The 24,345-nt window shown below is 61.6% G+C and carries 19 protein-coding genes; 10 read left to right on the forward strand and 9 right to left on the reverse strand.

Translation table 11 applies throughout. The annotated features are described in order from the left end of the window. Positions 1-56 precede the first annotated feature (56 nt). From deoC to deoA, 3 genes are read right to left on the reverse strand one after another with little or no spacing between them, the layout of a single operon-like run. Complete coding sequence (gene deoC, locus MWN76_RS00475) at positions 57-1,064, reverse strand: deoxyribose-phosphate aldolase (RefSeq protein WP_250458498.1); 1,008 nt, start codon at positions 1,062-1,064, stop codon at positions 57-59. A gap of 5 nt (positions 1,065-1,069) precedes the next feature. Further along, positions 1,070-2,350 carry a phosphopentomutase gene (locus tag MWN76_RS00480; protein WP_250458500.1) on the reverse strand — a complete coding sequence of 427 codons (1,281 nt, stop codon included), beginning with the start codon at positions 2,348-2,350 and terminating at the stop codon, positions 1,070-1,072. 1 nt (position 2,351) lies between these two features. Further along, positions 2,352-3,683, reverse strand: a complete 1,332-nt coding sequence (gene deoA / locus MWN76_RS00485) for a thymidine phosphorylase (RefSeq protein WP_250458502.1) — start codon at positions 3,681-3,683, stop codon at positions 2,352-2,354. Between the two features lie 254 nt (positions 3,684-3,937). Between deoA and MWN76_RS00490 the strand changes: the two genes are divergently transcribed. The 4 genes from MWN76_RS00490 to MWN76_RS00505 all read left to right on the forward strand — a co-directional run bounded on the left by MWN76_RS00490 (position 3,938) and on the right by MWN76_RS00505 (position 7,482). Next, entirely contained in the window at positions 3,938-5,146 is a 1,209-nt protein-coding gene (locus MWN76_RS00490; RefSeq protein ID WP_250458504.1) for a NupC/NupG family nucleoside CNT transporter, read from the forward strand. A 19-nt stretch (positions 5,147-5,165) separates the two neighbouring features. Then, a complete protein-coding gene (gene cdd / locus MWN76_RS00495; RefSeq protein ID WP_250458506.1) occupies positions 5,166-6,128 on the forward strand; it encodes a cytidine deaminase in 963 nt (320 codons plus the stop codon). A 21-nt stretch (positions 6,129-6,149) separates the two neighbouring features. Continuing rightward, positions 6,150-6,785 carry a uracil phosphoribosyltransferase gene (upp, locus tag MWN76_RS00500; protein WP_250458507.1) on the forward strand — a complete coding sequence of 212 codons (636 nt, stop codon included), beginning with the start codon at positions 6,150-6,152 and terminating at the stop codon, positions 6,783-6,785. Positions 6,786-6,846: 61 nt separating this feature from the next. Beyond that, positions 6,847-7,482, forward strand: coding sequence for a TetR/AcrR family transcriptional regulator (locus tag MWN76_RS00505; protein ID WP_250458509.1), 636 nt, complete (start codon positions 6,847-6,849; stop codon positions 7,480-7,482). A 155-nt stretch (positions 7,483-7,637) separates the two neighbouring features. Here the strand turns inward: MWN76_RS00505 and ushA are convergent, their stop codons facing one another. From ushA to MWN76_RS00520, 3 genes are all read right to left on the reverse strand, one after another. Next, positions 7,638-9,233, reverse strand: a complete 1,596-nt coding sequence (gene ushA / locus MWN76_RS00510) for a bifunctional UDP-sugar hydrolase/5'-nucleotidase UshA (protein WP_250458510.1) — start codon at positions 9,231-9,233, stop codon at positions 7,638-7,640. 126 nt (positions 9,234-9,359) lie between these two features. Then, positions 9,360-12,500, reverse strand: coding sequence for a TonB-dependent receptor (locus tag MWN76_RS00515; RefSeq protein WP_250458511.1), 3,141 nt, complete (start codon positions 12,498-12,500; stop codon positions 9,360-9,362). Positions 12,501-13,354: 854 nt separating this feature from the next. Further along, positions 13,355-13,567, reverse strand: coding sequence for a DUF3820 family protein (locus MWN76_RS00520; protein ID WP_250458512.1), 213 nt, complete (start codon positions 13,565-13,567; stop codon positions 13,355-13,357). Positions 13,568-13,666: 99 nt separating this feature from the next. On the opposite strand from MWN76_RS00520, the gene MWN76_RS00525 reads away from it, so the two are divergent. Beyond that, a complete protein-coding gene (locus tag MWN76_RS00525; RefSeq protein ID WP_250458513.1) occupies positions 13,667-13,942 on the forward strand; it encodes a hypothetical protein in 276 nt (91 codons plus the stop codon). Between the two features lie 48 nt (positions 13,943-13,990). On the opposite strand, the gene MWN76_RS00530 is transcribed toward MWN76_RS00525, so the two are convergent. The 3 genes from MWN76_RS00530 to dcd all read right to left on the reverse strand — a co-directional run bounded on the left by MWN76_RS00530 (position 13,991) and on the right by dcd (position 16,116). Continuing rightward, entirely contained in the window at positions 13,991-14,176 is a 186-nt protein-coding gene (locus tag MWN76_RS00530) for a hypothetical protein (RefSeq protein WP_250458514.1), read from the reverse strand. Between the two features lie 122 nt (positions 14,177-14,298). Beyond that, entirely contained in the window at positions 14,299-15,507 is a 1,209-nt protein-coding gene (locus MWN76_RS00535) for a BaiN/RdsA family NAD(P)/FAD-dependent oxidoreductase (RefSeq protein WP_250458515.1), read from the reverse strand. A 39-nt stretch (positions 15,508-15,546) separates the two neighbouring features. Next, positions 15,547-16,116: a dCTP deaminase gene (gene dcd, locus MWN76_RS00540; RefSeq protein WP_250458516.1), complete on the reverse strand. Its 570-nt coding sequence runs from the start codon at positions 16,114-16,116 to the stop codon at positions 15,547-15,549. 229 nt (positions 16,117-16,345) lie between these two features. Between dcd and imuA the strand changes: the two genes are divergently transcribed. From imuA to MWN76_RS00565, 5 genes are all read left to right on the forward strand, one after another. Continuing rightward, the gene (gene imuA / locus MWN76_RS00545) at positions 16,346-17,020 is read left to right on the forward strand and encodes a translesion DNA synthesis-associated protein ImuA (protein ID WP_250458517.1); all 675 of its coding nucleotides are present in this window, start codon (positions 16,346-16,348) and stop codon (positions 17,018-17,020) included. A gap of 160 nt (positions 17,021-17,180) precedes the next feature. Beyond that, complete coding sequence (locus MWN76_RS00550; protein WP_250458519.1) at positions 17,181-18,692, forward strand: Y-family DNA polymerase; 1,512 nt, start codon at positions 17,181-17,183, stop codon at positions 18,690-18,692. A gap of 19 nt (positions 18,693-18,711) precedes the next feature. Further along, a complete protein-coding gene (locus tag MWN76_RS00555; protein ID WP_250458521.1) occupies positions 18,712-19,002 on the forward strand; it encodes a GIY-YIG nuclease family protein in 291 nt (96 codons plus the stop codon). Between the two features lie 948 nt (positions 19,003-19,950). After that, entirely contained in the window at positions 19,951-23,229 is a 3,279-nt protein-coding gene (locus MWN76_RS00560; RefSeq protein ID WP_250458523.1) for an error-prone DNA polymerase, read from the forward strand. A 307-nt stretch (positions 23,230-23,536) separates the two neighbouring features. Next, complete coding sequence (locus MWN76_RS00565) at positions 23,537-24,244, forward strand: outer membrane beta-barrel protein (RefSeq protein WP_250458525.1); 708 nt, start codon at positions 23,537-23,539, stop codon at positions 24,242-24,244. Positions 24,245-24,345: the final 101 nt, after the last annotated feature.

A 24,345-nucleotide genomic window follows, 5' to 3' on the forward strand; every position in this document is an offset into this window, starting at 1 on the left:
TTTGGGGCCCGCAGTGTCAATAAGGAAGCTTAGGGGCGTCACCGCGGGCACTCCACCTATGGCCACACAAACCGCGACAACTGCCGCTCGATATCCCCCAGCAGGCTGGAGGCGCCGAAGCGAAAGAGTTGCGGTGTCAGCCAGGCATCCCTCAACTCTTCCTTGACCAGCACCAGGTAGCTGAGCGCGGCCTCGGCGGTGGAGATACCACCGGCGGGTTTGAAACCCACCCGGTATCCGGTCAGCGCTTCGTAGTCCCGGATCGCGCGCAACATCACCAGGCTCACCGGCAGTGTCGCATTGGTGGATTCCATACCGGTGGAGGTCTTGATAAAGTCGCTGCCGGCCATCATCGCCACCATCGAGGCGCGGGCGACATTGTTTAGGCTGCCCAGCTCGCCGGTGGAGAGAATGGTTTTCATATGGGCATCGCCACAGGCGTTGCGGAAGGCCCGGATCTCCCGGTAGAGGGATTCCCAGTCGCCGTTCAGTACCTGGGCGCGGGTAATAACAATATCAATTTCCCGCGCACCGGCGGCGACCGAGGCCCCGATTTCCGCGACGCGGGTTTCCATCGGCGACAGGCCGGCGGGAAAACCGGTAGACACGGCGGCCACGGGAATACCACTGCCGTGCAGGGCACGCACTGCGGTTTCCACCATCTGGTGGTAGACGCAGACGGCGCCGGAGGTGAGCTGCAGCGATTCGATTCCGAGCGCTTTTTGCAGTGCCGGCGCCAGTGGCATGCGCGCCCTGGCACAGAGGCGGTGCACGTGGCCGGGGGTATCCTGGCCGGATAGCGTCGTCAGGTCGATGCAGCTGATCGCTTTCACCAGCCAGGCGGCGCGCCAGTTTTCCGTCAGCGAGCGGCGCGCGCTCAACGAGGCGATGCGCCGTTCGGCGGCGCTGCGGTTGACGCGGATATCCGCCAGCCATCCGGGTGTAAAGGCGACGCCCGGGTTGGCGACCTGCCCCGCAGTCGCAGGGGATTCCTGCTTCCGGCTTGGCCGCCGGCTCCCGGCGGCGTTGTGTGCGTCCCGCAGCACGTTATTCGCAGCCTTCATAGGCGTCACCTTCCGTTCGGGTTCAACTGTGGGTAAAAAGACTGGCCACTGCCGAGGGGCGCCAGCCGGAAAAACCCGGCCAGGGTCTGGCCGATGTCGGCAAAGCTGTGGCGCAGGCCCAGGCTGCCGGGCGAAACACCGGGGCCGAAGAAGAGCGCTGGGATATGTTCGCGGGTGTGATCACTGCCGGGCCAGCTGGGATCGCAACCGTGATCGGCGGTGATCACCGCGATATCGCCGGGGCGCAGCAGCGCCTCCAGCTCCGGCAGGCGCCGGTCCATGGCCTCCAGCGCGGCGGCGTAACCGGGCAGGTCGCGGCGGTGACCGTAGAGAGTGTCGAAATCGACAAAATTGGTAAATACCAGCGTCGGTTTGTGCGGCTGTTCGCGCGCGGCCTCGAGGGTGGCATCGAACAATGCCATATTGCCGTGAACCTTGATGCTGCGGCCAATCCCGCGGCCGGCAAAAATATCGCGGATCTTGCCCACCGCCACCACGTCGCCACCGCCGTGCTGCAGCGCATCCAGCAGTGTGGGCCCGTGCGGCGGCGTGGTGTAGTCGCGGCGGTTGCCGGTGCGCGCGAAAGTGTCGGCGCTGTCACCGACAAAGGGTCGCGCGATGACCCGGCCCACATTCAGCGGATCCACCATTTCGCGGGCGATCTCGCACAACGACAGCAGGCGTTCGAGGCCGAAATGGGTCTCGTGGGCAGCGATCTGCAATACCGAATCCGCCGATGTGTAGACGATCGGTTTGCCGCTGCGGATATGCGCCTCGCCCAGCTCCCGCAGAATCGCCGTGCCGGAGGCGTGGCAGTTGCCGAGAATACCGGGCAGGCGGCCGCGGCGGACCAGTTCGTCGCTCAGGGTTTCGGGAAACGCGGGTACCGTGTCGGGGAAACAGGTCCAGTCGAACTCGACCGGCAGGCCGGCGATTTCCCAGTGGCCGCTGGGAGTGTCCTTGCCGGCACTGACTTCGGCACAGTGGCCATAGGCACCGGTGACCGATGGCGGCATTTCGATGCCCTCGACCGGGGCACCGGTGCACTCTTGCAGCGCATGCCCCAACCCCAGGCGCAGCAGGTTGGGAATGGCCAGCGGGCCGCGGCGCAATCCGTCCCGGTCGCCCTGCCCGCGGTGACAGCCCCGGGCGATATGGCCGAGGGTATTGGCACCGGCGTCGCCGAAACGCGCGGCATCGGCGGTGGCGCCAATACCGAGGGAATCCATCACCAGGATAAAGGCGCGCGGTGCACTTGGGCTCGCAGGCGCTTCCATCGCGGACATGTCAGTTAGCCCCGCGCCCGCCGAACCGCTCCAGGATCACCGGTCGCGATTTTATATCGGCATCGCCGAGGCGGAATGCCCGGCGCAGCCGCTCCCCGGCCCGCTCCGCATCCGCTTCGCTGGCAGCGTGGATCATCGCCAGCGGTGTATCGGTGTTGACGCTGTCGCCGGGCGCGCGGATATCGCTCAGGCCTACACGGTGATCCACCGGATCCGAGGCGCGGCGGCGACCGCCACCCAACTCCACCACGGCATTGCCCACCGCGCGCACATCGATTTCGGCAATGGTGCCGGCACCTTCCGGGTAAGCCGATACCACCACCGGCGCCGCGGGCAGGTGTTTGTCCGGCCGTTCCAGCAGATCCGCCGGGCCGCCCAGTTCCACCACCATCCTGCTGAAATATTCGCAGGCGGAGCCGTCGTCCAGGGTCCGCTCCATCATGTCACTACCCTGCCGCTGCCCGTCGGCGCGGCCGCTCAGTTGCAGCAATTCCGCCCCCAGTGCCACCACCACCTGGTGCAGGCGCGGATCGCGGAAGTCGCCGCGCAGATAGTCGATCACCTCGCGCACTTCCAGTGCATTGCCCGCGCTGGGACCGAGTACCTGCGACATATCGGTAATCAGCGCAGAGATCGGCAGGCCCAGCCCCTCGCCGACTTCAACGATACTGTTTGCCAATTCCACCGCCATGGGAAAATTGTCGGCGAAGGCACCGCTGCCGGTCTTGATATCCATGACCAGGCTGTCGAGGCCGGCGGAGAGTTTTTTCGACAGGATGGAGGCGGTAATCAGCGGCACCGATTCCACCGTGGCGGTGACATCGCGAATACCATAGAGGCGCTTGTCGGCGGGAGCCAGCTCCGCGGTCTGGCCGACGATGGCGCAGCCGGCCCGCTCGACCACCCGCTGGAAGGTGAAAATATCCGGACTGGTGTTGTAGCCGGGAATACTGTCCATCTTGTCGAGGGTACCGCCGGTGTGGCCGAGGCCGCGGCCGGAAATCATCGGCACGAAAGTGCCACAGGCGGCGAGCATCGGGGCCAGCATCAGGCTGACCTTGTCGCCGACACCACCGCTGGAATGCTTGTCGACCACCGGCCCCGGCAGGTCCAGCGCCGACCAGTCGAGGGTGGTGCCGGACCCCTGCAGCGCCCGTGTCAGCGCCACGGATTCCGGGCGCTCCAGGCCGCGGAAGAAGATCGCCATCGCCAGCGCGGCCACCTGGCCCTCGGTGATGCTGTCATTCACCATGCCCTCGATGAAAAACTCGATCTGCCGCGCGGACAGGATCCCGCCCTCGCGCTTGGCATGAATGATTTCCTGAGCCAGCATTATTGTACTTGTCCTGTTGTTGCAGTTTTATTGCGGTGTTTTTGCCGATCGGAATATCATAGTTCAATCCTAACCAGTTGGTCCACTTTTTGCAGCTTCGGAGCCCCGGGGCCCAGTGATTCCGGGGCACTCCGGAAGCGGGCAAATTGACCGGATAATCTGCTTCTGATAATTTCCAGGCGGTGTGCCGAGGCCTATACGAATAAACCGAGCTGCCCTCCCCGCTCCGGTGCACAGCTCCAGCAGGCACTTATATGAGTTTGATCGGTATGCTTGCCCTGGTGGCAATTGCGATCCTGTTTTCCGAAAATCGCAGGGCCATCAAGCCGCGCACGGTCGGCGCGGCCTTCGCGATACAGGCCGGCTTCGCCGCCCTGGTGCTCTATATACCCGCCGGGCAGGCCGCATTGGCCTCACTATCGGAAGGGGTACAGCATGTTATCGACTATGCCGATGCCGGTATCGCCTTCCTGTTCGGCGATCTCGGCCGGCAGAAGCTCGGCTTTATTTTTGCTTTCAATGTGCTTCCCGTCCTGATCTTTTTCTCCTCCCTGGTGGCCGTGCTCTACTACCTGGGCATCATGCAGAGAATTGTCGGCATCATCGGTACCTTCCTCCACCGGGTAATGGGAACCGGGCACACGGAATCCCTTTCCGCCACCGCCAATATTTTTGTCAGCCAGACCGAAGCACCGCTGATTATCCGCCCCTACATTGCCGGCATGACCCGCTCGGAACTGTTTGCGGTCATGGTGGGTGGCATGGCCTCCATTGCCGGTTCACTGCTGGTGGGCTACGCGAACATGGGCGTGGAATTGAAATACCTGATTGCGGCCAGCTTTATGGCGGCACCGGGCGGCCTGTTGATGGCAAAGCTGATGGTCCCGGAGCAGGAAAGCCTGCAGGATACCAACCAGAATATCGTCTTCGACGACAGCGAGCGGCCGGCCAACGTGATTGATGCGGCGGCCAGCGGCGCACTGAGCGGTATGCAACTGGCAGTCAATATCGGCGCCATGCTGATCGCCTTTATCGCGCTGATCGCGCTGATCAACGGCGCTATCGGCGGTATTTTCGGCTGGTTCGGGCTGCCGGACGTGACACTGCAGGGCATCCTCGGCACCATTTTCTCTCCCATCGCCTACGCGCTGGGGATTCCCTGGTCCGAGAGCATCACGTCCGGCAGCCTGATCGGGCAGAAACTGGTGCTCAACGAATTTGTCGCCTACGCGGATTTCATCGATCACAAGGAGGCCCTGTCCCCCCACGCGCAGATCGTGGTCACCTTTGCACTCTGCGGCTTCGCCAATTTTTCCTCCATCGCCATACTGCTGGGCGGTCTCGGCAGCCTGGCGCCGTCGCGCCGGCCGGAGATTGCCCGCATGGGACTGAAAGCCGTACTGGCCGGCACCCTGGCGAACCTGATGAGCGCGGCGCTGGCCGGGTTCTTCGTCTCCCTGTAACCCGGCAACAACCAACAACATGCAAGAAAATTCCCCGACGACCGAGACAGCACTGCAGGATTTTCCCGGACGGCTTCGTGCCACTATAGGGCGGGCCGCCGGCAATGGCGGCATCATCAGTGCGGCGGTGGTGCGCCATACCTGCGAGGCCCTGGAGATCGATGTCGAACAACTGATGCTGCGACTGGTACCGGTGGCGGCCGCCTATGGAGTGGCCCCGGTATCCCGCTATCCGGTCGGCGCGGTGGCGCGCGGCACCCGCGAGGACTCCCACGGCTATGCGCAGCTCTACCTGGGCGCCAATATGGAATTTCCCGGACGCGCCCTCTGCTACAGCCTGCACGCGGAACAGGCCGCAGTGGCCAACGCCTGGAACAGTCGCGAGCCGGGTCTTTCCAGCCTGGCAGTCTCCGCGCCCCCCTGCGGCCTCTGCCGGCAGTTCCTGCACGAGCTGTCCGAATCCCGCCCGCTGAGAGTCGTTTTCCCGGACGGTGCCCGACGCGATTACTGCGAGACCGATACAGCCGCGCTGCTGCCCGGCGCCTTCGGCCCCACCGATCTCGGTCATAAAGGCAACATGATGGCGGTGAACGATGCCCCGGCCACACTGCCATCCGCGATCGATGGCGCCGACCCGCTGTTTCTCGACGCCCTGGAAGCCGCGCGCTTTTCCTATGCGCCCTACACGGGTAACCGCGCTGGCTGCGCACTGCAACTCGAAGACGGCTCGGTATTTTCCGGCAGCTACGCGGAGAATGCCGCGCACAACCCGGGACTGTCACCACTGCACGCCGCACTGTCGAACATGCGCATGGCACTTGGCCCCGGCGCCCTGCCGGCAGCTTTTACAAAACTGGCCCGCTGTGTACTGGTGGAGTCGACAGCCGATATCAGCCAGCGGCAGTTACTGGCCACCCTGCTCTCTTCCTTTGCCGCGGATGTTGCTCTCGAGTATCACCCCCTGCGGGCCGACAATAACTGACATAAAAAAGGGTATAGAACAATGAGTGAAAACCTCGTCCTGATTGACCACCCCCTTATCCAACACAAGCTGACGATCATGCGGGATCGCGATACAACCGCCGGCAAATTCCGGCTGTTGCTGAAGGAGATCAGCCTGCTGATGGGCTACGAGGCAACCCGGGACCTGCCTCTCAGCAGCAAGAATATCGAGACACCGCTGGAGGAAATGGAAGCACCGACGCTGTCCGGCAAGAAGCTCTGCTTCTTCTCCATACTGCGCGCGGGGGACGGACTGCTGTCCGGGCTGCTGGAACTGGTGCCCTCGGCGCGGGTCGGCCATATCGGCCTCTACCGGGACAGCGAGACACTGGAAGCGGTAGAATATTTCTTCAAGGCGCCCAAGCAGCTTTCCAACCGCCTGTGCCTGGTGGTTGACCCGATGCTGGCCACCGGGCATTCCGCCTGCGCCGCCATCGACAAGATAAAGAGCCACGGTGCCAGGAATATCCGCTTTGTCTGCCTGCTGGCATCGCCCGAGGGGCTGGCCACCATAGCGGCCGAACACCCGGACGTCACTGTCTACGCGGCCGCCCTGGACCGGGAGCTGAACGACAGCGGATATATCCTGCCGGGCATCGGCGACGCCGGCGACCGCCTGTTCGGCACCGCCAAATAGCCGCCCGGGGGTCGCCTGTGAGAGAATGGCCCGCAGTCAATTGCCAGTACGCCCCAGAGATATGCCAGAGAAGAAAAAGCCCGGCACAGCAAGGAAGTCGGGTATTCGCGAAGCCAACACCCGCCAGATCATCGCCGCGGCAGAAGCGCTGTTTTCGGAAAAGGGATTCAACGGCACCTCCACCCAGGAAATTGCCGACCGGGCCGGCCTGCCCAAGGCCAATGTGCATTACTACTTCAAGACCAAGCAGGACCTCTACACCGTGGTGCTGCGGGATGTCCTCGAGGGCTGGCAGAAGGACGCGGAGATCTTCAATCGCTCGTCGGACCCGGGGGAAGTACTGCGCTCCTATATCCGCGCGAAAATGGAGCACTCGTTTACCCGCCCCAAGGGCTCCAAGATGTGGGCCATGGAGGTGATCCAGGGCGGCCCGGTGATGGGCAGGGAGATCCGCAAGGCGCTGCTCACCTGGGACGACACGGTGCTGCAGCGGATCCAGTCCTGGATCGACGACGGCAGCATCCATGCGGTCAGCCCGCAGAGCATGCTCAATATGATCTGGGCCACGACCCAGTACTACGCCGACTACGATTACCAGATCCGCATATTGAACGGCAACAAGCGCCTGACGAAAGCGCAGCGGGAGGAGGCGATCGAGGACGTGAGCCGCATGATCCTGCACGGGGTGCTTAAATAGCCCGGCTGAACGGTTTCACGCGCCGGACCGAAGCGGGCAATCCCCGGATTCCGTCACAACCCCGAGCGGATGCGACGCACCACAGGACACAGCACAGGACACACCACAGAAAGGTACGCCGGCTCCAGACGCCCCCGGAGATGGAGGGCGGCACTTCAGAAATCCGCTGGCGTTATGCTCTCGCGCCCGGCCAGCAATTGCTGCACCGCGGTAAAATCCACAACCCCGCTGTTCACGTAAGTGGGCTTCTCCAGCAGCGGCGGATAGCCGTCGCCACCCGCGGCCAGGAAGCTGTTGGTGGCCAGCCGATAAACCTTTTGCGGATCCAGGGGCTGGCTTTCCGAACCGATAACAAGCTCGCCGTTCTCCCGGAAGGATAGGCCGGTGTACTGGATCCCCCGCCGGTTGCCATCCAACAACCCGACCGCCTGCAGGTACTGGCGCAGTTCCTCGCCGTTGAGGTCCACATAACCGATGGTATTGGCAAATGGCATGACCTGCATCAGCGACTTGACGGTGACCTCGCCCTGGTACAGGTTGTCCCGGATGCCGCCGCTGTTGGTAATGGCGATGTCCGCTCGCGCGAACTGTTGGAATGCCCGGGTAATCATACTGCCGAGCGGGCTGACATTGGAGGCTTCGCGCCTGTCGCCGCGATCGAAGGTTTCTTCCGCGCGGGTTATGACCTCGCGCAGGGCGGCGCCCCCCTTGTCCTGGTAATCCTTCAGGAATGCCTGTAATTCCACATCCGGGGAGATACTGGCCTGGACATACTGCCGCTCCTCGCCCTTCCCGGTTTTCAGGTTGACGGGGACCAGCCGATAATCGACCAGTTCGACGGAGTCCCTTCCGACAATCAGATCCGCGCGGCCGACATACTTGCCCCATTCGTGCGCCTGCATTATCCAGGTACCGTTTTCATGGTCGGGCTTGCAGGGCTCTCCGGGTCGGTAATCCGCAACCAGCTCACCTTTTTTGTCGATACATACCGGCTGCTGGGAGTGGCCACCGACAATAATATCGATACCGTTTACCGCCCTGGCGAGGGCCACATCAGTGCCGATTGCCTCCATGTCGTGGCCCATATGGGTGAGCGCGATCACCAGGTCGGCTTTCTCTTCCAGTTTCGGCAACAGCTGGGCCATCTCCTTTTCCGGTAGCACAAAGTCGAGCCCCTCGACGTATTCCGGGTTGCCGATATAACTGGTGGACTGGGTAATCAGGCCGACAACCGCGATGCGCATACCGCCCTTGTTGAAAATCCTGTAGGGCTTGAAAAGCCGCTGGCCGTCGCGGTCGTAGATATTGGCCGAGAGGAAGTCGAAACTGGACCAGCCCTGCTGCTTCCTGATCACCCCAAGCGGGTTGTCAAACTCGTGGTTGCCGACTGCCATGGCGTCATATCCCATACGGCTCATGCCGCGGAAATCCGGCTCGGCATCCTGCATGTCGGACTCGGGCACCCCGGTATTCACATCGCCGCCGGACAGCAGCAGGGTGTAGCCACCGTCGGCTTTCACTTCCGCGCGGATCCTGTCGACCAGGGTCTTGCGCGCAGCCATGCCGTATTCGCCGTACTGGTTGGGCCAGAAACGGCCGTGGTTGTCATTGGTATGCAGCAGGGTCAGCCGGATGGTCTCGCCATCCTGGGCTGCCAGGGTATTGTGGGCAAGGCCCAGCCACAGTACGGCCATTGCCAACAGCGCTGCGGACAGGCTTCCGCCCTGCCGATATTGTCTTCTCGTGATCATACGGTCACTCCCGTTCTGTTTACTGCAACTGTTCTTCTGCGGAGCCCCGGAATTTCGCGGTCCCGGGTCTGCAAGCAAAAAAGCCGGCGCAGGGCGCCGGCTCCGGATCAGCTTCCGATACATTGATCAGAAGTTGTATCTCAATCCCAGCTTCACGCGCCAGGTGGACTCTTCCGTCTGGAAGCGGCTGTAGTTTTTGGTATTCAGGCCGCCGAAAGGCTCGTAGTAGACGTACTGACCTTGGTCGTTGACGTCGTAGTCGAACAGGAGTTGCTGCGGATACTCGATGTCGTACACCTTGCCCCAGTCATCGTTCAACAGGTTGGCGAAGTTGTCGACCGTCAGGTAGACCAGCCCGCGATGCTCCGGCATGAAGCCGGGCACTTCCTGGGTGATGGCCAGGTCCATGGTGGTGACCCAGGGCATATTGTCGGAGTACTTGTCCGTATAGCCGCCGGCGGAACCGGCCACGCCCGCCGCCTGTGCAATCGCCATGACCTCGTCGTAACTCAGGCCGCTTTCAAAATCCACCGCCGGATCGTCGGCGCCGGAGGGAATATAGGCCAGGTAGACGTCGGAGTCGTCAAAGCTCGGCTGGTCGCCGAGGCCGCCATCCTGGTAGGAACCCAGGGTCCAGGAGAAGGGACGCCCGGAGCGACGCTCCATAAACAGGTTGAAATTGGTAGCATAGCCCTCCACAAACTCGGTCTGGTAGCCGAGGTTCAGCACGAAGCGGTGCTCGATCTCGTAGTAGGCGGTGCCCTCCAGCGGTACGCCACGGCTTTCCACCACTTCGTACTGGTAGTTGGATTCCGCCGTGGAGCTGGTGCCCGGGTTGACCTCGGTGATGTCCTGGTGGGTGTAGGACAGGTTGAAAGACAGCCCGTTGTCGAACACCTTGTCCAGCGCGGTGCTCCAGATAACACTGCGGCCACCGTTGTCGACGTTGGTCAGCTCCAGGTCGTAGTTGCCCTCGAACTCGGTGCCGTTATAGATATTGTCCCAGATAATACGGCCGTCCGGTGTGCGCTCGCCGCTGTCGACCCGCGACAGGTCGCGCCAGTAGACAGAGTTCTCGCGATCCACATAGGTCAGCTCGGTGCTCCAGTTGAAGTCGTTGCCCAGACCCGGGATGTCGAAGGCGTAGTCCGCGGCCAGCTGGTAGCGCCAGTCGGACGGCAGTTCGAAATCCGGGTCGATATTGTTGGTACTGCCGGCTCCCGGAGCCAGGTCGTCCATGGCCACCTGCGGAACCCGGGTGAAATCCACGGTACTGGGATCGAGGCTGGTGAAATAAGAGGCATCCTTGGTGGTACCGTCATTGGTGTAGGCGTTGGATACCCATACCAGCGGCATGCCACCGCTGAAGCGGCCGACGCCACCGCGCAGGGTCAGGTCTTCGCGCAGGTCCCAGGTAAAGCCCACCCGCGGCAGCCAGATATCCCGGCCGTCCAGGTCTTCCGTATTGGCGTAACCGTAGGTTTCCTCGAAGTTGCTGTTGCGGTTGGGCGTGCTGCCGACACTGAGTGTTTCGTAACGCAGGCCCGCGACCAGTTCGAAATCCGCAAAGGGCTCCAGGGTCACGTCGCCGTAGAGGGAGTATTTGGTGCTGTCGACATCGTAGGCGATATCCTGGACATCGTTGGTATAGGCGTTGCTGTACTCCAGGCTCGATATGACCTGGTTTTCGAAATCATCGATGCTGTCGAAGCCCCAGGTACCCGCAGAGTCGCGGCCGTAGACGTTGTAGTTCCAGGTATCCTCGAGTTCGGCACCGAAGCGGTACTGGACACCGCCCGCGGTGTAAATGCCGTGCACACCGAAGTTCCACACCTCGTTGGCCAGTATGTTGGCCTGGCGATTCTCATCCTGGCCGGCAACGATAGAGCCATTGTCGGTGCGGATATTGACTTCGCCCCAGTTCGAATTGGTCAGGGAAGCCTGTTCATACTCCTTGTAGGACAGGTTTACCTCGGTGCTGAAGGCGTCGCTCCAGTCGGAGAAGAGGTGGGAGGTGTAGTAGGTGGTGTCCTGGGCCAGGGTCCAGAGATTGGACGAGAGGTTCAGGGTATCGCTGTACTCGGTGTAATTCCGGGCGGAGCGGGTTTCCTGGTTGCTATAGGTGAAATCCGCGCGGTGGTTGTCGCTGATATTCCAGTCCAGCTTGACCAGCAGCTTCTCGTCTTCATCGGGGGACGGCGCGGAACCGATGGAATCGCTCAAGCCGTAGACATCTTCCATGATGCCCAGTACGCGCGACGCCTCCTCGGTAGTGACATCGTGATTTGCCAGTGTGTCCAGGTTGTAGTCAAACGCGACTTCTTCTTCCCATTTTTCATAGGAAGAAAAGAAGAACAGCTTGTCCTGCACCAGCGGACCACTGAAGGAGACACCGTAGGTTTCCTCCTCGTTGTCGATATCGTACTCGGTTACCGAACCGTCACTCGGCAACCGGTCGTCTTTTGCAGTACCCGCCCAGGGCACGGATTCAAAGAAGGCACTGCCGTGGAATTCATTGGTACCGGACTTGGTCACGGCGTTGATATTACCGCCGGCGAAGTTGCCCTTGCGGGCGTCAAAGGGGGCGTACTCAATGGAGATCTGCTCCACCGCATCCAGCGAGATCGGCGGGCGGGCGCTGGGATAACCGTTATCGTTCAGGCCGAAGGTATCGTTGATACCCACGCTGTCGACGGTCAGCGAGTTGTACTTGGGGTTGCTGCCGGCGATGCTCAGCTCGACACCGTTCGGGCTGACCACGGCCAGCGGATTGGAGCGGATCACATCCTTCAGGTCGCGGTTGAAGGTGGCCGAGTTGGCGATCTGGTCTTCCCCGAAGACACCGCTGGAACCGCGGTTGGTGTAAACCTGTGCCTCGGCGGTGACCACCACCTCTTCGACGCTGTTCAGTTCGATCCCCGCATCCCCCAGGTCGATGGGCAGGGTCAGGGGGGAACCCAGGGTCAGGTAGATGTCGTTCAATACCTCTTCGCCCTCTTCGGACTCCACACGCACGGTATAGGGTCCGCCCACGCGCAGGCCGTTCAGGCTGAAGCGGCCGGATTCACTGGAGAGAATTTCACGACGGCTGTTGGAAGGGGTATGAATGGCAATGATCCTGGCGTTATCCACCGGCTGGCCATCGGCATCGGTCACGACACCGCGGATGGCAGTACTGGTTTCCTGGGCGAGGGCCATGGGCGCTACGCCCATCGTCGAGATCACCGCAGCGGATAAGAGTCCACGCGGAAAAGAGCTGCGTTTCATGTAGTTCTCCTCATTGGTCAGATGGCCTGGGACAACGACCGTCGTTGTAATTTGGTATTTATCGTTTTCCGTCGTAGCTGTGGGGACGGAAGTCCATGCGGCGCTATTCTCTGGGAGAAATGTGACACCAAAGTTAAAACTTTCCGAATGTTGACCACAAGGACAACATCAGATCGACAAAGCAACAATCGTGCCAAAAAACCTGTCCGAATGGTTAGCTTTACAGAAGGGACGGGGGAGGTGGGGGAAGGTATTGGGGAGAGCTATTGGAGAGAGGTATTGGTGACCGCTTTCCGGCAGGGATCGGGGCAGGCACCAACGTTGGGCAAGCCGGTCTACCGGCATGTACCGGTGCCTCAAAAGCGTTCGCGGCCTGCAAAGTCCGCCTCAGCACATTTGGTACTATTGCTGGTATTTACTGATGGCTTTGCCCGAAGCGTGCGATAAACACCGGGCACAGTGCAATGTCGAAAATGACTTATTGGTCACAATTTGGCGCCAAGCTTTCCCGACTGGGGGCGCTGGAAGGGTTAGGGGGGCAAGGGGGACAAAAGACACAAACAAATAAAGCGGCCGAATTCATTTCGACCGCTCCCTCTTACGAAGCTGACTGGCTCTACTCCCGCTGTTCACCTCGCTGAAGTCGTTTCAGACCAGTGGTCACCCGCTGTGGGTCTATTTACGGGTCAGTCCAGTCTCCCGTTGCGGACCGCTTCTTCTTGCTCCCCTTTTCCTTCGGGGACTGCTCCTACCCAGGTACTTTTATATTAGTGTCCGCCGGCGCGGTTCCAAACTTTTTGCAGCGTCCCCCGGATTCCGCTGCGCTCCATCCGGGCTACGCCACTCGGGAACGGCTACTGTTTCAGCGGCTTTACCAATCCCTCGAGGCCCTCGATCTTTATCTCCAGGGTCAGAGCCATCAGCTTGCCCAGGCGTCCGGCCGGGAATTCCTTTTTGGCAAACCAGAGCAGATACTCTTCCGGCAGATCGATCAGCACCCGCCCCGCGTACTTGCCGAACGGCATGGGTGTGCGGGCGATATCCAACAGGTCCTGTTTCTCCAACATGCGGGTTTCCCGTTCGGGGTAAAAAATTTTCGTCGATGGGTTTCCACCACCATACACTTGCGCGGGTAATCCCAGAGCAACGCATTAGCGGGAGTTTCTATGCGAATTCAATCCGTCAGACGTATGGGGCTGGCCTCACTGCTCGCGGCCAGTCTGACCACAGTGGGCTGCGCCAATATGAGCGATACCGACCGCCGCGTCGGTTCCGGTATCGGTATCGGTGCAGTGACCGGGGCCCTGATCAGCGGCGGTGACGCCGGTGCCACCGCGGCGGGCGCCATTCTCGGCGGCGCCGGGGGCTGGCTCTACGACCGCGAGAAGAAACGTCGCTACTACTACGACCGGCACGGCCGCCGCGTCTACGAACGCCGCTAACCGGCCACAACCAGAAAACGGGGAATCCGCTTGCGGGTCCCCCGTTTTTTACAACAGTCTGGTTTTTTCCCTGCCGCAGCGCTGGCAACGGTATTCTGTCACCAGCTTGCCCTGCCTCACATCAAATTTGCGCTCGGTTACCACAACCCACTTGTGAAAACCCTCGCGGCACAGGCTTTTGCCCTTGTGTTTCTGCCACGCGGTCTTCTTCTTGAAGGGAACTACATCGCCCATGTCCCGAATCTCCGTGTAGGAGCCTGCCCCGCAGGCAATTTTCCGCAGGATGCGCCGTGTACACCAACACGCCGGCGAAACGTCAGTATCGTAGCCCGGATGGAGCGCAGCGGAATCCGGGATTACACCACCTCACCCGCCGCATGCCCCGAAGCCCAGGCCCACTGGAAATTGTACCCGCCCAGCCAGCCGGTCACATCCAGCACCTCGCCGATAAAATAGAGCCCCGGCTGTTGCTTGCATTCCATGGTCCTGGACGAAACCCCATCGGTATTGACTCCGCCCAGGGTCACTTCCGCCGTGCGGTAACCCTCGGTGCCGGCGGGCACCAATTGCCAGTTCTGCAACTGCTTGCCGGTTTCCGCCAGCGCTTTTTCACTGTATTGCTTCAGCGGCCGGCTTTCTAGCCGCCGGCGCTGCAGAAAATACTGGACCAGCTTTTTACTCCACAGCTCCGCCAGTACATTGTGCAAATGGGTATCCGGCTTTTCCGCTCGCTGCCGCTGTAACCATTCGCACAGGTCGACCCCCGGCGCCAGGTCAAAGCTTACCTTCTGCCCTTCGCGCCAGTGGCTGGATATCTGCAGTACCGCCGGGCCGCTGAGGCCTTTGTGGGTAAACAGCATCTGCTCGCTGAAGGCACCATCGCCGCAACGGGCGGTAACCGCCAGCGCACTGCCGGGCAGTTCCCGCTGGCTTTCCAACTGGCGCCCGTGCAGGGTAAAGGGCACCAGCGCCGCGCGGGTGGGCACGATATCGAGCCCGAACTGCCGCGCAATATCATAGCCGAAGCCGGTGGCGCCCATGGTCGGGATCGACAGGCCGCCGGTAGCGATCACCAGGGACTCGCAGCGCACACTGCCCAGACCCGTCTCCAGCCGATAGCCGCCCTCTTCCGCGACGATCGATTCTATATCGCAGCGTGTGCGAACCTGCACTCTGGCCGCGCGACACTCCGCCAGCAACAGGTCGACGATATCTTTCGACCTGTTGTCGCAGAACAGCTGGCCGAGGGTCTTCTCGTGATACGGAATGCCGTGTTGCTCCACCAGCGCGATAAAATCCCACTGGGTGTAACGGGCCAGGGCCGACTTGCAGAAGTGCGGGTTTTCGCTGTAGAAGTTTTCCGGCGCAGTGTACAGGTTGGTGAAATTGCAGCGGCCGCCGCCGGACATCAGGATCTTCTTGCCCACCTTATTGGCATGGTCCAGCACCAGCACACGGCGGCCACGCTGCCCGGCGGTGGCCGCGCACATCAGTCCCGCCGCGCCGGCGCCGATCACCAGGACATCGACGGCGTCGGGCAGCGGGTTGGGGGAAGATTCATTCATCGGCATACAGGGGCCGGCACTGCGGCCCGGGAGGCGGGCTCAGGCCCGCGGCAGGGTCACGCCGCGCTGGCCCTGGTACTTGCCGCCGCGATCCTTGTAGGACACGTCGCAGACCTCGTCGGACTCGAAGAACAGCATCTGCGCCACACCCTCGTGGGCATAGATCTTGGCCGGCAGGTTGGTGGTGTTGGAGAACTCCAGGGTCACGTGCCCCTCCCATTCCGGCTCCAGCGGCGTCACATTCACGATGATGCCGCAGCGGGCGTAGGTGGACTTGCCCAGGCAGATGGTCAGCACCGAGCGCGGGATGCGGAAGTACTCCACCGTACGCGCCAGCGCGAAGGAGTTGGGCGGGATCACACAGGAGTCCCCCTCCACGTCGACAAAGCTGTTCTCATCGAAGGTCTTCGGATCCACGGTGGCGGAATGCACATTGGTGAAGATCTTGAACTCGCCGGAGCAGCGCACATCGTAGCCGTAGCTGGAGGTGCCGTAGGAGATCAACCGCTCACCGCTGCCGTTCTGGCGCACCTGGCCGGCCTCGAACGGCTCGATCATGCCGTGCTGCTCGGCCATCCGGCGAATCCACTTGTCGGACTTGATACTCACTCGGCCCCCCCTGGGTATACATTTTGTGGCTGTTTTTAAGAGGCGGAATAATAGCCGGTTTGCACTGTGCAAAAAAGTGCCAATCGGCGATTTGCCCCCTTGTTGCCCCGAACCAACTACTGTATAAATTGCCAGTAAATGCTGTACAAATATACAGTCAACATCCCGACGGGGTGCGAAAAGAGGGCCAAAGATCGTGAGCAACGCCGAAAACCTTTTGCAAAACAAGATGTTAAGCGAAGAATCCAGACAGCAGCGGCTGGGCCGGCTGCTGGCGCGGCCGGATATCTGGCAGGCCGCCAACGAGCACAAGCGCCGGCGCAGCGGCGTGCCCACCGGCCACGCCGCCCTCGATGCCCTGCTCACAGGCCGCGGCTGGCCCCGCGGCGCCACCACCGAGCTGCTGGTCAATCAGTCCGGTGTGGGGGAACTGTCCCTGCTGCTGCCGGCACTGGCGGAAATGACCCGGCGCGAGCAGATGGTGGTACTGGTCAATCCCCCTTTCATTCCCTACGCCCCGGCGCTCGCCAGCGCCGGTGTACAGCTGGAAAAGCTGCTAATCCTGCACCCGCGCGGCCAGAAGGACGCACTCTGGGCCGTCGAACAGTCCCTGCAATCCGGCTGCTGCGGCGCCCTGCTCAGCTGGCAGTGCGGCCGCCCGCCGGCGGACAAGGACCTGCGCCGCCTGCAGCTCGCCGCCCGCGAGGGCGACTGCAGCCATTTCCACTTCCGTCCCACCAGCGTCGCCGATGCCCCTTCCCCGGCCAGCCTGCGGCTGTCCCTCGGCAGCGACGGCGAGCAACTGGCGGTCAAACTGCTGAAGCAGCTCGGCGGCCGCTCCGGCCAGCAGCTCCACCTGGCCCGCAGCCCGGACCTGACCCGGCGCGACCAGCCGCTGCATTGAGACTTTGCCTCCTGGGGGCGCATTCAGGCAATCCCGGATTCCGCTGCGCTCCATCCGGGCTACGGCTCCAACAACCACAGTGCACCCTACGCCAGTCCCCCCAACTGCGTAGCCTGGATGGAGCGCAGCGGAATCCGGGCCCAAACACGGAAAAACACCCATGCTCTGGCTCTGCATCCAATTCCCCAAACTCCCCCTGGAAGTCCTGACCCGCGCCCAGCGCGACAGCACCCAGCAGACGGCCCAGGCCGTGGTGGAAGAACAACTGATCGTAGACGCCAACCGCAACGCCGCCGGGCGCGGTGTGGAAACCGGCCTCACCATCGCCACCGCCTGCGCCCTCTGCGCCGACCTGCAGCTACTGCAGCGGGATACCCAGCGGGAAGCGCAACAACTGCAACAACTGGCCCAGTGGGGCTACAGCTTCACCCCGGTGGTGTCCCCCCAGGCCGCCGGCTCCATCGATGCCGGCGACAGCCGCTTCGCCTGCCTCTACCTGGAACTCTCCGGCTGCCTCAAGGCCAGCGGCGGCCTGCAACCGCTGCTGCAACAGCTGCGCCGCGAGCTGCACCAGATGCGCATCAGTGCCTTTATGGGCCTGGGCCACAGCCCCAGCGCCGCCCACATGCTCAGCCAGTTGCCGGAACACCGCCAGTGGCTGCGGGAAGCCGAAACACCGCCCACCACACAGCAGTGGCGCCAGTGGATCAGCTTCTCCCCCAGCAAGCTGCTCGACTGCGACAACAAGACCATCGCCAAGCTCTACGCCTGCGGCATCAAGCGGGTCAGCCAGCTGCTGGCCATTCCCCTGTCCGAGGTGGGCAGCCGCTTCGGCCGCGGCTTTGTCGACTACCTGGCGCGCCTGAACGGCGGCCGCCACGACCCGGTCCCCAGCTACACGCCGCCGCCGGAATTCCACAGCGAGCTGTTTTTCCCCAGCCCGCTGGATAACAGCGAGCAACTGCTGTTTCCCGCCGGCCGCCTGGTGCGCGAGCTCTGCCAGCAACTCCAGCGCCGCCAGTTCTACTGCCAGCAATTGCGCTGGAAACTGGACTTCGGCCAGCGGGGCTGCAAGGTCTTCAGCGTGGAAACCGCCCGCCCGCTGCTGGACCCACAACGCCTGATTGCGCTGACCAGGCTGCAACTGGAAAAACTGACACTGGAACAGCCGATACAGGCCCTGACCCTGACCTGCGATCGACTGCTGCCCATGGACCAGGGCAACCTCGATGACGACCTCTTCGGCAAAGACACCCAGCTGCAACGCAGCCACCAGTTGCTGGACAAACTCAAGGCCCGCCTCGGCCACGAGGCACTGTCCGGCGTCACCCTGAAAGAGAGCTACCTGCCGGAACAGGCCTGGGCCAGCGCCGACACCCTGGTGCTGCAGAGCGGCCACCAAAAAAGGGGCCACCAGCTACAACCGCTCAACGCCCCCCGCCCCACCTGGCTGCTGCCGCGCCCGGACAGGATCCAGAGCCGCGATCACCGGCTTTTCTACCGCGGCGAAATCCAGCTGCTGCAGGGCCCGGAACGTATTGACGGCTACTGGTGGCAGCACGGCCGCCACGGCCGGGATTACTACATCGCCCGCGGGGAACAAGGGGGGCTTTACTGGGTGTTTCAGGATTTGACTTCAGAGGATTGGTTCCTGCATGGGGTCTATGCATGACAAATTGGAGAAGTGAGCAATGGACAGGCAACCGTGCGTTTATATCCTTGCCGGCAAACGCAATGGCACGCTTTATACCGGTGTTACTTCCAGTCTTGTACAGAGGATATGGCAACACAAAAATGATCTTGTCGACGGCTTCACCAAAAAATACGCTGTTAAAAATCTCGTCTGGTACGAGCTTCATAGCAGCATGGAAAATGCAATCAGTAGAGAAAAGGCCATCAAAAACTGGAAGAGAGCCTGGAAGCTCAACTTAATCGAACAGTTCAACCCATACTGGCGAGACCTCTATCCCGAAGTACTTTAACCCGATGCCAAAATCCACCGAACAGGGCCCTTTAACTGGATCCCGGATCAAGTCCGGGATGACAACGCCCCACACCGTCATTCCGGCGAAGACCAGAATCCAGTGAACGGGGCCCTCAACTGGATCCCGGATCAAGTCCGGGATGACGAGGCCTCACACTGTCATTCCGGCGCAGGCCGGAATCCAGCGAACGGGGCCCCTCAACTGGATCCCGGATCAAGTCCGGGATGACGAGGCCCCACAACCGTCATTCCGGCGAAGGCCGGAATCCAGCGAACGGGGCCCCTCAACTGGATCCCGGATCAAGTCCGGGATGACGACATCTCTATACCGCCATTCCGGCGAAGGCCGGAATCCAGCAAACGGGGCTCCTTAAACTGGATCCCGGATCAAGTCCGGGATGACGACATCTCTATACCGTCATTCCGGCGAAGGCCGGAATCCAGCGAACGGGGCCCTTCAGCTGGATCCCGGATCAAGCCCGGGATGACGACATCTCTATACCGTCATTCCGGCGAAGGCCGGAATCCAGCGAACGGGGCCCTTCAGCTGGATCCCGGATCAAGTCCGGGATGACGACGCCCCACACCGTCATTCCGGCGAAGGCCGGAATCCAGCGAACGGGGCCCTTCAGCTGGATCCCGGATCAAGCCCGGGATGACAACGCCCCACACCGTCATTCCGACGAAGGCCGGAATCCAGCAAACGGGGCTCCTTAAACTGGATCCCGGATCAAGTCCGGGATGACGAGGCCCCACAACCGTCATTCCGGCGAAGGCCGGAATCCAGCGAACGGGGCCCCTCAACTGGATCCCGGATCAAGTCCGGGATGACGACGCCCCATACCGTCATTCCGGCGAAGGCCGGAATCCAGCGAACGGGGCCCTTCAACTGGATCCCGGATCAAACCCAGGATAACGATTTCGATCTACATACGAGTGACGCCCAATGCAGTACGCCGAACTCTTCTGCCAAAGCAACTTCTCCTTCCTGCAGGGCGCCTCCCACCCGCAGGAACTGGTTCGAACCGCACACCGGTTGGGCTACAAAGCCCTGGCCATCACCGACGAATGTTCCCTGTCCGGCGTCGTCCGCGCCTACAAGGAACTGCAAAACCTGAAAGCAGAAACCCAGCGCCCCCCCGGCGCGATCCAGGATCCGCAAACCGGGCTCAAACTGATCTGCGGCAGCCTCTTCCGCCTGCAGGAAGGGGAACAACTGGTCCTGCTCGCCCCCAATCAGACCGCCTACAGCGAGATCTGCCAACTGATCTCCCGCTCGCGCCTGCGCGAGGAAAAAGGCAGCTACCGCACACACCTCCAGGACCTTTTCGACCTCTGCAGTGAAACTATCGCCATCTGGCTGCCCCACCGGCAGCCGCTGGCAATCCCCCGGGCATTGAAAACGCATTTCGGCAAGCGCCTCTACATCGCCTTCAGCAACCACCTGCTGCCGCAGCAGAACCGTCACAATTGCGAGCTGATAGCCTTTGCCCGCAGGGAACAACTGCCCCTGGTCGCCACCAGCGCCGCACTGATGCACTGCCGCAGCCGCAAGCCCCTGCAGGATGTGCTCAATGCCAACTACCACCACTGCACCCTGGACCAGTTGGGCCACCGCATCGGGCAGAACGCCGAACGCTACCTGCGCAGGCTGGAGGATATCGCGGCCCTGCATCCACGGGAGGCGATCGACAATACCGTCGCCATCGCCGGACAATGCCGTTTCTGCCTCAGTGAACTGCGCTACCAGTATCCCTCCGAGGTATTGCCAACCGAAACAAGCGTCAGCGCCCACCTGCGGCAACTGGTCGAAGCCGGCGCGGCGAAACGCTGGCCGCAAGGGCCGAGCGAACGCATCGCCGCGCAGATCGAAAGGGAACTCGGGATCATCGCCGACCTGGAGTACGAGCACTACTTCCTGACCATTCACGATATCGTCCAGTACGCCCGCAGCCAGTACATCCTCTACCAGGGCCGCGGTTCCGCCGCCAACTCGGTGGTCTGCTACTGCCTGCAGATCACCGAAGTGGATCCGGAAAATATCCAGCTGCTGTTCGAACGCTTTATCTCCCGCGAGCGCAACGAGCCGCCGGATATCGATGTGGATTTCGAGCACGAAAGGCGCGAGGAGATCATCCAGTATATCTACCGGAAATACGGCCGCGAGCGCGCCGGCCTCGCCGCCACCAAGATCAGCTACCGCTTCAAGAGCGCCCTGCGGGATATCGGCAAGGCCCTGGGCATTGGCCCGGCCACCATCGAACAGCTGATCGCCGAGCGCGCCTGGTGGGACAAAATGGAAGACTTCCCGCAGCAGATGCAGAAAGTCGGCATCGATCCGCACAGCACCATCGGCAAGGCGCTGCCGCAACTGCTGCAGCAGATCCACGGCTTCCCCCGCCACCTGTCACAACATGTGGGCGGCTTCGTGATTACCGAGCAGCCGCTGTACCGCCTGGTGCCACTGGAAAACGCCGCCATGGAAGACCGCACCATCGTGCAGTGGGACAAGGAGGATATCGAAGACCTGAAACTGATGAAGGTGGATATCCTCGCGCTGGGCATGCTCACCGCGCTGCGCAAATCCCTGGACTACATCGCCCTCTACGGCCCCAAGTACCGGCTGCAGGATATCCCGCGGGAAGACCCGGCCGTCTACGGCATGATCTGCCGCGCCGACACGGTCGGCGTTTTCCAGATCGAATCCCGTGCGCAGATGAGCATGTTGCCCAGGCTCAGGCCGGAAAACTTCTACGAACTGGTGATCGAAGTCGCGATCGTCCGCCCCGGCCCGATCCAGGGCGATATGGTCCACCCCTACCTGCGCCGCAAACACGGTCGGGAAGCGGTCACCTACCCCCACGATAACCTCAGGCCAGTGCTGGAGCGCACCAAAGGTGTCCCCATCTTCCAGGAGCAGGTAATCCAGCTCTCCATGGTCGCCGCCGGTTTCAGCGGCGGCGAGGCCGACGAACTCCGCCGCGCCATGGCCAGCTGGGGCAAGAACGGCGACCTGTACAAATTTCGCGACAAACTGGTCTGCGGCATGCAGGCCAACGGCTACAGCCCCGACTTCGCGGAACAGCTGTTCAACCAGATGAAAGGCTTCGGCGCCTACGGCTTTCCTGAATCCCACTCCGCCAGCTTCGCCCTGCTGGCCTACTTCTCCGCCTGGATCAAACACCACCACCCGGCAGCCTTTTACTGCGGCCTGCTGAACAGCCAACCCATGGGCTTCTACGCCCCGGCCCAACTGGTCTACGACGCCCAGCGCCACAACGTGAAGGTGCTGCCCATCGATATCCTCCACAGCCACTGGCACCACACCCTGGCACCAAGCGCGGGACAAATTCGCCCGCAGCGAATTGGGACGCCGAAGGCGGAAACCAGCACTACTCCCTGCGGGAGCGGTCCGGCCGGGAGCGGTCCATGGCCGCGATCCACCTCAAACCGACCGTCAGCATCCAGCCTCCCGACTTCCGCAGGATGGGCAAAGCGCAGCGTGCCCATCAAAACCACCGACGAAGAGCAACCGGCCCTGAGACTGGGCATGCGCCTGATCAAAGACCTGGACGAATCCACTGCAACCACCATCACCACCCGGAGAGAAAACACCACCTTCACCTCCCTCGCCCAATTCCGCACCCTCACCCGCCTGCCCCAGGACCAGCTCGCCGCCCTGTCCAGTGCCGACGCCTTCAGGAGCCTGAGCGAAAACCGCTACCTGAATACCTGGCAGTCCTTCACCCCGGACGCGGAAGATGACGCCGCCACCAAACACACCCCCGGCAACTCCACCGAAGACAACAGCTACAGCGACTACAACAGCACCGGCCTGACCCTGCGCGACCACCCCATTTCCCTGCTGCGCCGGCGCGACAGGTTCCGCGGGCACAACACGGCCCAACAACTGGCCCACTACAAAAACGGCCAGCGGGCCACCGTGCTCGGCCTGGTCACCTGCCGCCAGCGCCCCGGCAGCGCCTCCGGCGTAATGTTCCTGACCCTGGAAGACGAGACCGGGGTTATCAATGTCGTACTATGGGAAAAGGTCCAGCAGCGCTACCGGGCGGAAATCAAGCGGGGCAATATCCTGGAGATCGCGGGTACTGTACAGATCAGCACCCCGGAAACCGCGGACGCCTACCCGGTGATCCACCTGGTGGGGCAGAAACTGACCTGCCTGGCCTGGGAGGAAATTCAGGCGGTCAGGAGCTTTCACTGAGCGCGCAGCAAAACCTCCTCCTTCATCACCTTTTCTACTGCGACATCACCCGGCCAGGACACATTTCACTGTCGCAATGTGACATGGACAGCAAATAGAAAAGAATATTATCCTATACCGGCCTCGGATAAGGGTTATGGGGTAATCCGAAATACTGCAGAAAAAGCGGGCTTGGCTACTTCTACGAACCGATAGCAAGCCTGCAAAGCACAATCCGAAAGCCAAAAATATAAAAGCAATCAACAAAACGTGAAACACATCACACTATCGGGAACTTTAATAAATAAATGACAACAGGAGAGTTTCCTTGAAAAAGCTAGCTCTGGCCGCCTTGGCCACCACCGCTTTCGCCTCCAGCGCCCAGGCCATCGAGGGAGAGTGGTATACCCGCGTCGGTTTTGGCATCACCACCGCGGATGACGAATCCGTTGAAGAGTTTCTTGCCAATGAGATAGAAACGGATCTCGGCATCACGGAAGACGTGGACTTCGATTACCCACGTGGTTACAACTTCGGCCTGGGTTATCGACTCAGCCCCCACATCGCTTTCGAGGCCAGCTATATCAACTTTGGCGAGGAGAAGAAGGGCTACGCCTATAGCAATGCCTATGGCGATATTGAGACCATCGGCATCGAAGGCGTGGAAACGATGAGGTACTCGAGCAAAATCAGTGGTACCGCCAAGACACTGGGCGCAGTACTCAGCACCGATGTCGGCAGGCCACTGTCCGGCGGCCTGCGCGCCGGCTATGCATTCTGGAGCACCGAAGCGGATGTGATCTTCCGCTACCAGGACCAGGGTATGGAACTGAACTCCGAAGGCGAGCAGGAAAGCTATTCCATTTCCTACCGGGAAGAGCGGCTGAAAGACGAAACAGACGGCGGCGATCCCTTCTACGGAGGCTTTGTCAACTGGCGTATTGGCAGGTGGACCTATTCACTGGAGCATACTCTTTACAATACCGAAGACTCTGATCTGTCCCTAAGCAGTATCTCGCTCAGTATGGACATCTGAGCCATCCATAGCCGCCGGTTTCGGCGGCATTTTCCGACCTCGGGGCCACTACAACCCAGCAGGATTTCTACACTCAGGCAATTCAGCACGAAAACTCTAAA

It is taken from the genome of Microbulbifer litoralis (genome assembly GCF_023634065.1).
Lineage (GTDB): Bacteria > Pseudomonadota > Gammaproteobacteria > Pseudomonadales > Cellvibrionaceae > Microbulbifer > Microbulbifer litoralis.

Excerpts from the sequence above, each read along its gene's own strand:
- MWN76_RS00490 (WP_250458504.1), top strand. The coding sequence starts at position 3,938 with ATGAGTTTGATCGGTATGCTTGCCCTGGTGGCAATTGCGATCCTGTTT.
- upp (WP_250458507.1), top strand. The coding sequence starts at position 6,150 with ATGAGTGAAAACCTCGTCCTGATTGACCACCCCCTTATCCAACACAAG.
- MWN76_RS00560 (WP_250458523.1), top strand. The coding sequence starts at position 19,951 with ATGCAGTACGCCGAACTCTTCTGCCAAAGCAACTTCTCCTTCCTGCAG.
- MWN76_RS00515 (WP_250458511.1), bottom strand. The coding sequence starts at position 12,500 with ATGAAACGCAGCTCTTTTCCGCGTGGACTCTTATCCGCTGCGGTGATC.
- ushA (WP_250458510.1), bottom strand. The coding sequence starts at position 9,233 with ATGATCACGAGAAGACAATATCGGCAGGGCGGAAGCCTGTCCGCAGCG.
- deoA (WP_250458502.1), bottom strand. The coding sequence starts at position 3,683 with ATGCTGGCTCAGGAAATCATTCATGCCAAGCGCGAGGGCGGGATCCTG.
- imuA (WP_250458517.1), top strand. The coding sequence starts at position 16,346 with ATGTTAAGCGAAGAATCCAGACAGCAGCGGCTGGGCCGGCTGCTGGCG.
- MWN76_RS00520 (WP_250458512.1), bottom strand. The coding sequence starts at position 13,567 with ATGTTGGAGAAACAGGACCTGTTGGATATCGCCCGCACACCCATGCCG.
- cdd (WP_250458506.1), top strand. The coding sequence starts at position 5,166 with ATGCAAGAAAATTCCCCGACGACCGAGACAGCACTGCAGGATTTTCCC.
- MWN76_RS00505 (WP_250458509.1), top strand. The coding sequence starts at position 6,847 with ATGCCAGAGAAGAAAAAGCCCGGCACAGCAAGGAAGTCGGGTATTCGC.
- MWN76_RS00550 (WP_250458519.1), top strand. The coding sequence starts at position 17,181 with ATGCTCTGGCTCTGCATCCAATTCCCCAAACTCCCCCTGGAAGTCCTG.
- MWN76_RS00525 (WP_250458513.1), top strand. The coding sequence starts at position 13,667 with ATGCGAATTCAATCCGTCAGACGTATGGGGCTGGCCTCACTGCTCGCG.
- deoC (WP_250458498.1), bottom strand. The coding sequence starts at position 1,064 with ATGAAGGCTGCGAATAACGTGCTGCGGGACGCACACAACGCCGCCGGG.
- MWN76_RS00555 (WP_250458521.1), top strand. The coding sequence starts at position 18,712 with ATGGACAGGCAACCGTGCGTTTATATCCTTGCCGGCAAACGCAATGGC.
- MWN76_RS00535 (WP_250458515.1), bottom strand. The coding sequence starts at position 15,507 with ATGAATGAATCTTCCCCCAACCCGCTGCCCGACGCCGTCGATGTCCTG.
- MWN76_RS00530 (WP_250458514.1), bottom strand. The coding sequence starts at position 14,176 with ATGGGCGATGTAGTTCCCTTCAAGAAGAAGACCGCGTGGCAGAAACAC.
- MWN76_RS00480 (WP_250458500.1), bottom strand. The coding sequence starts at position 2,350 with ATGTCCGCGATGGAAGCGCCTGCGAGCCCAAGTGCACCGCGCGCCTTT.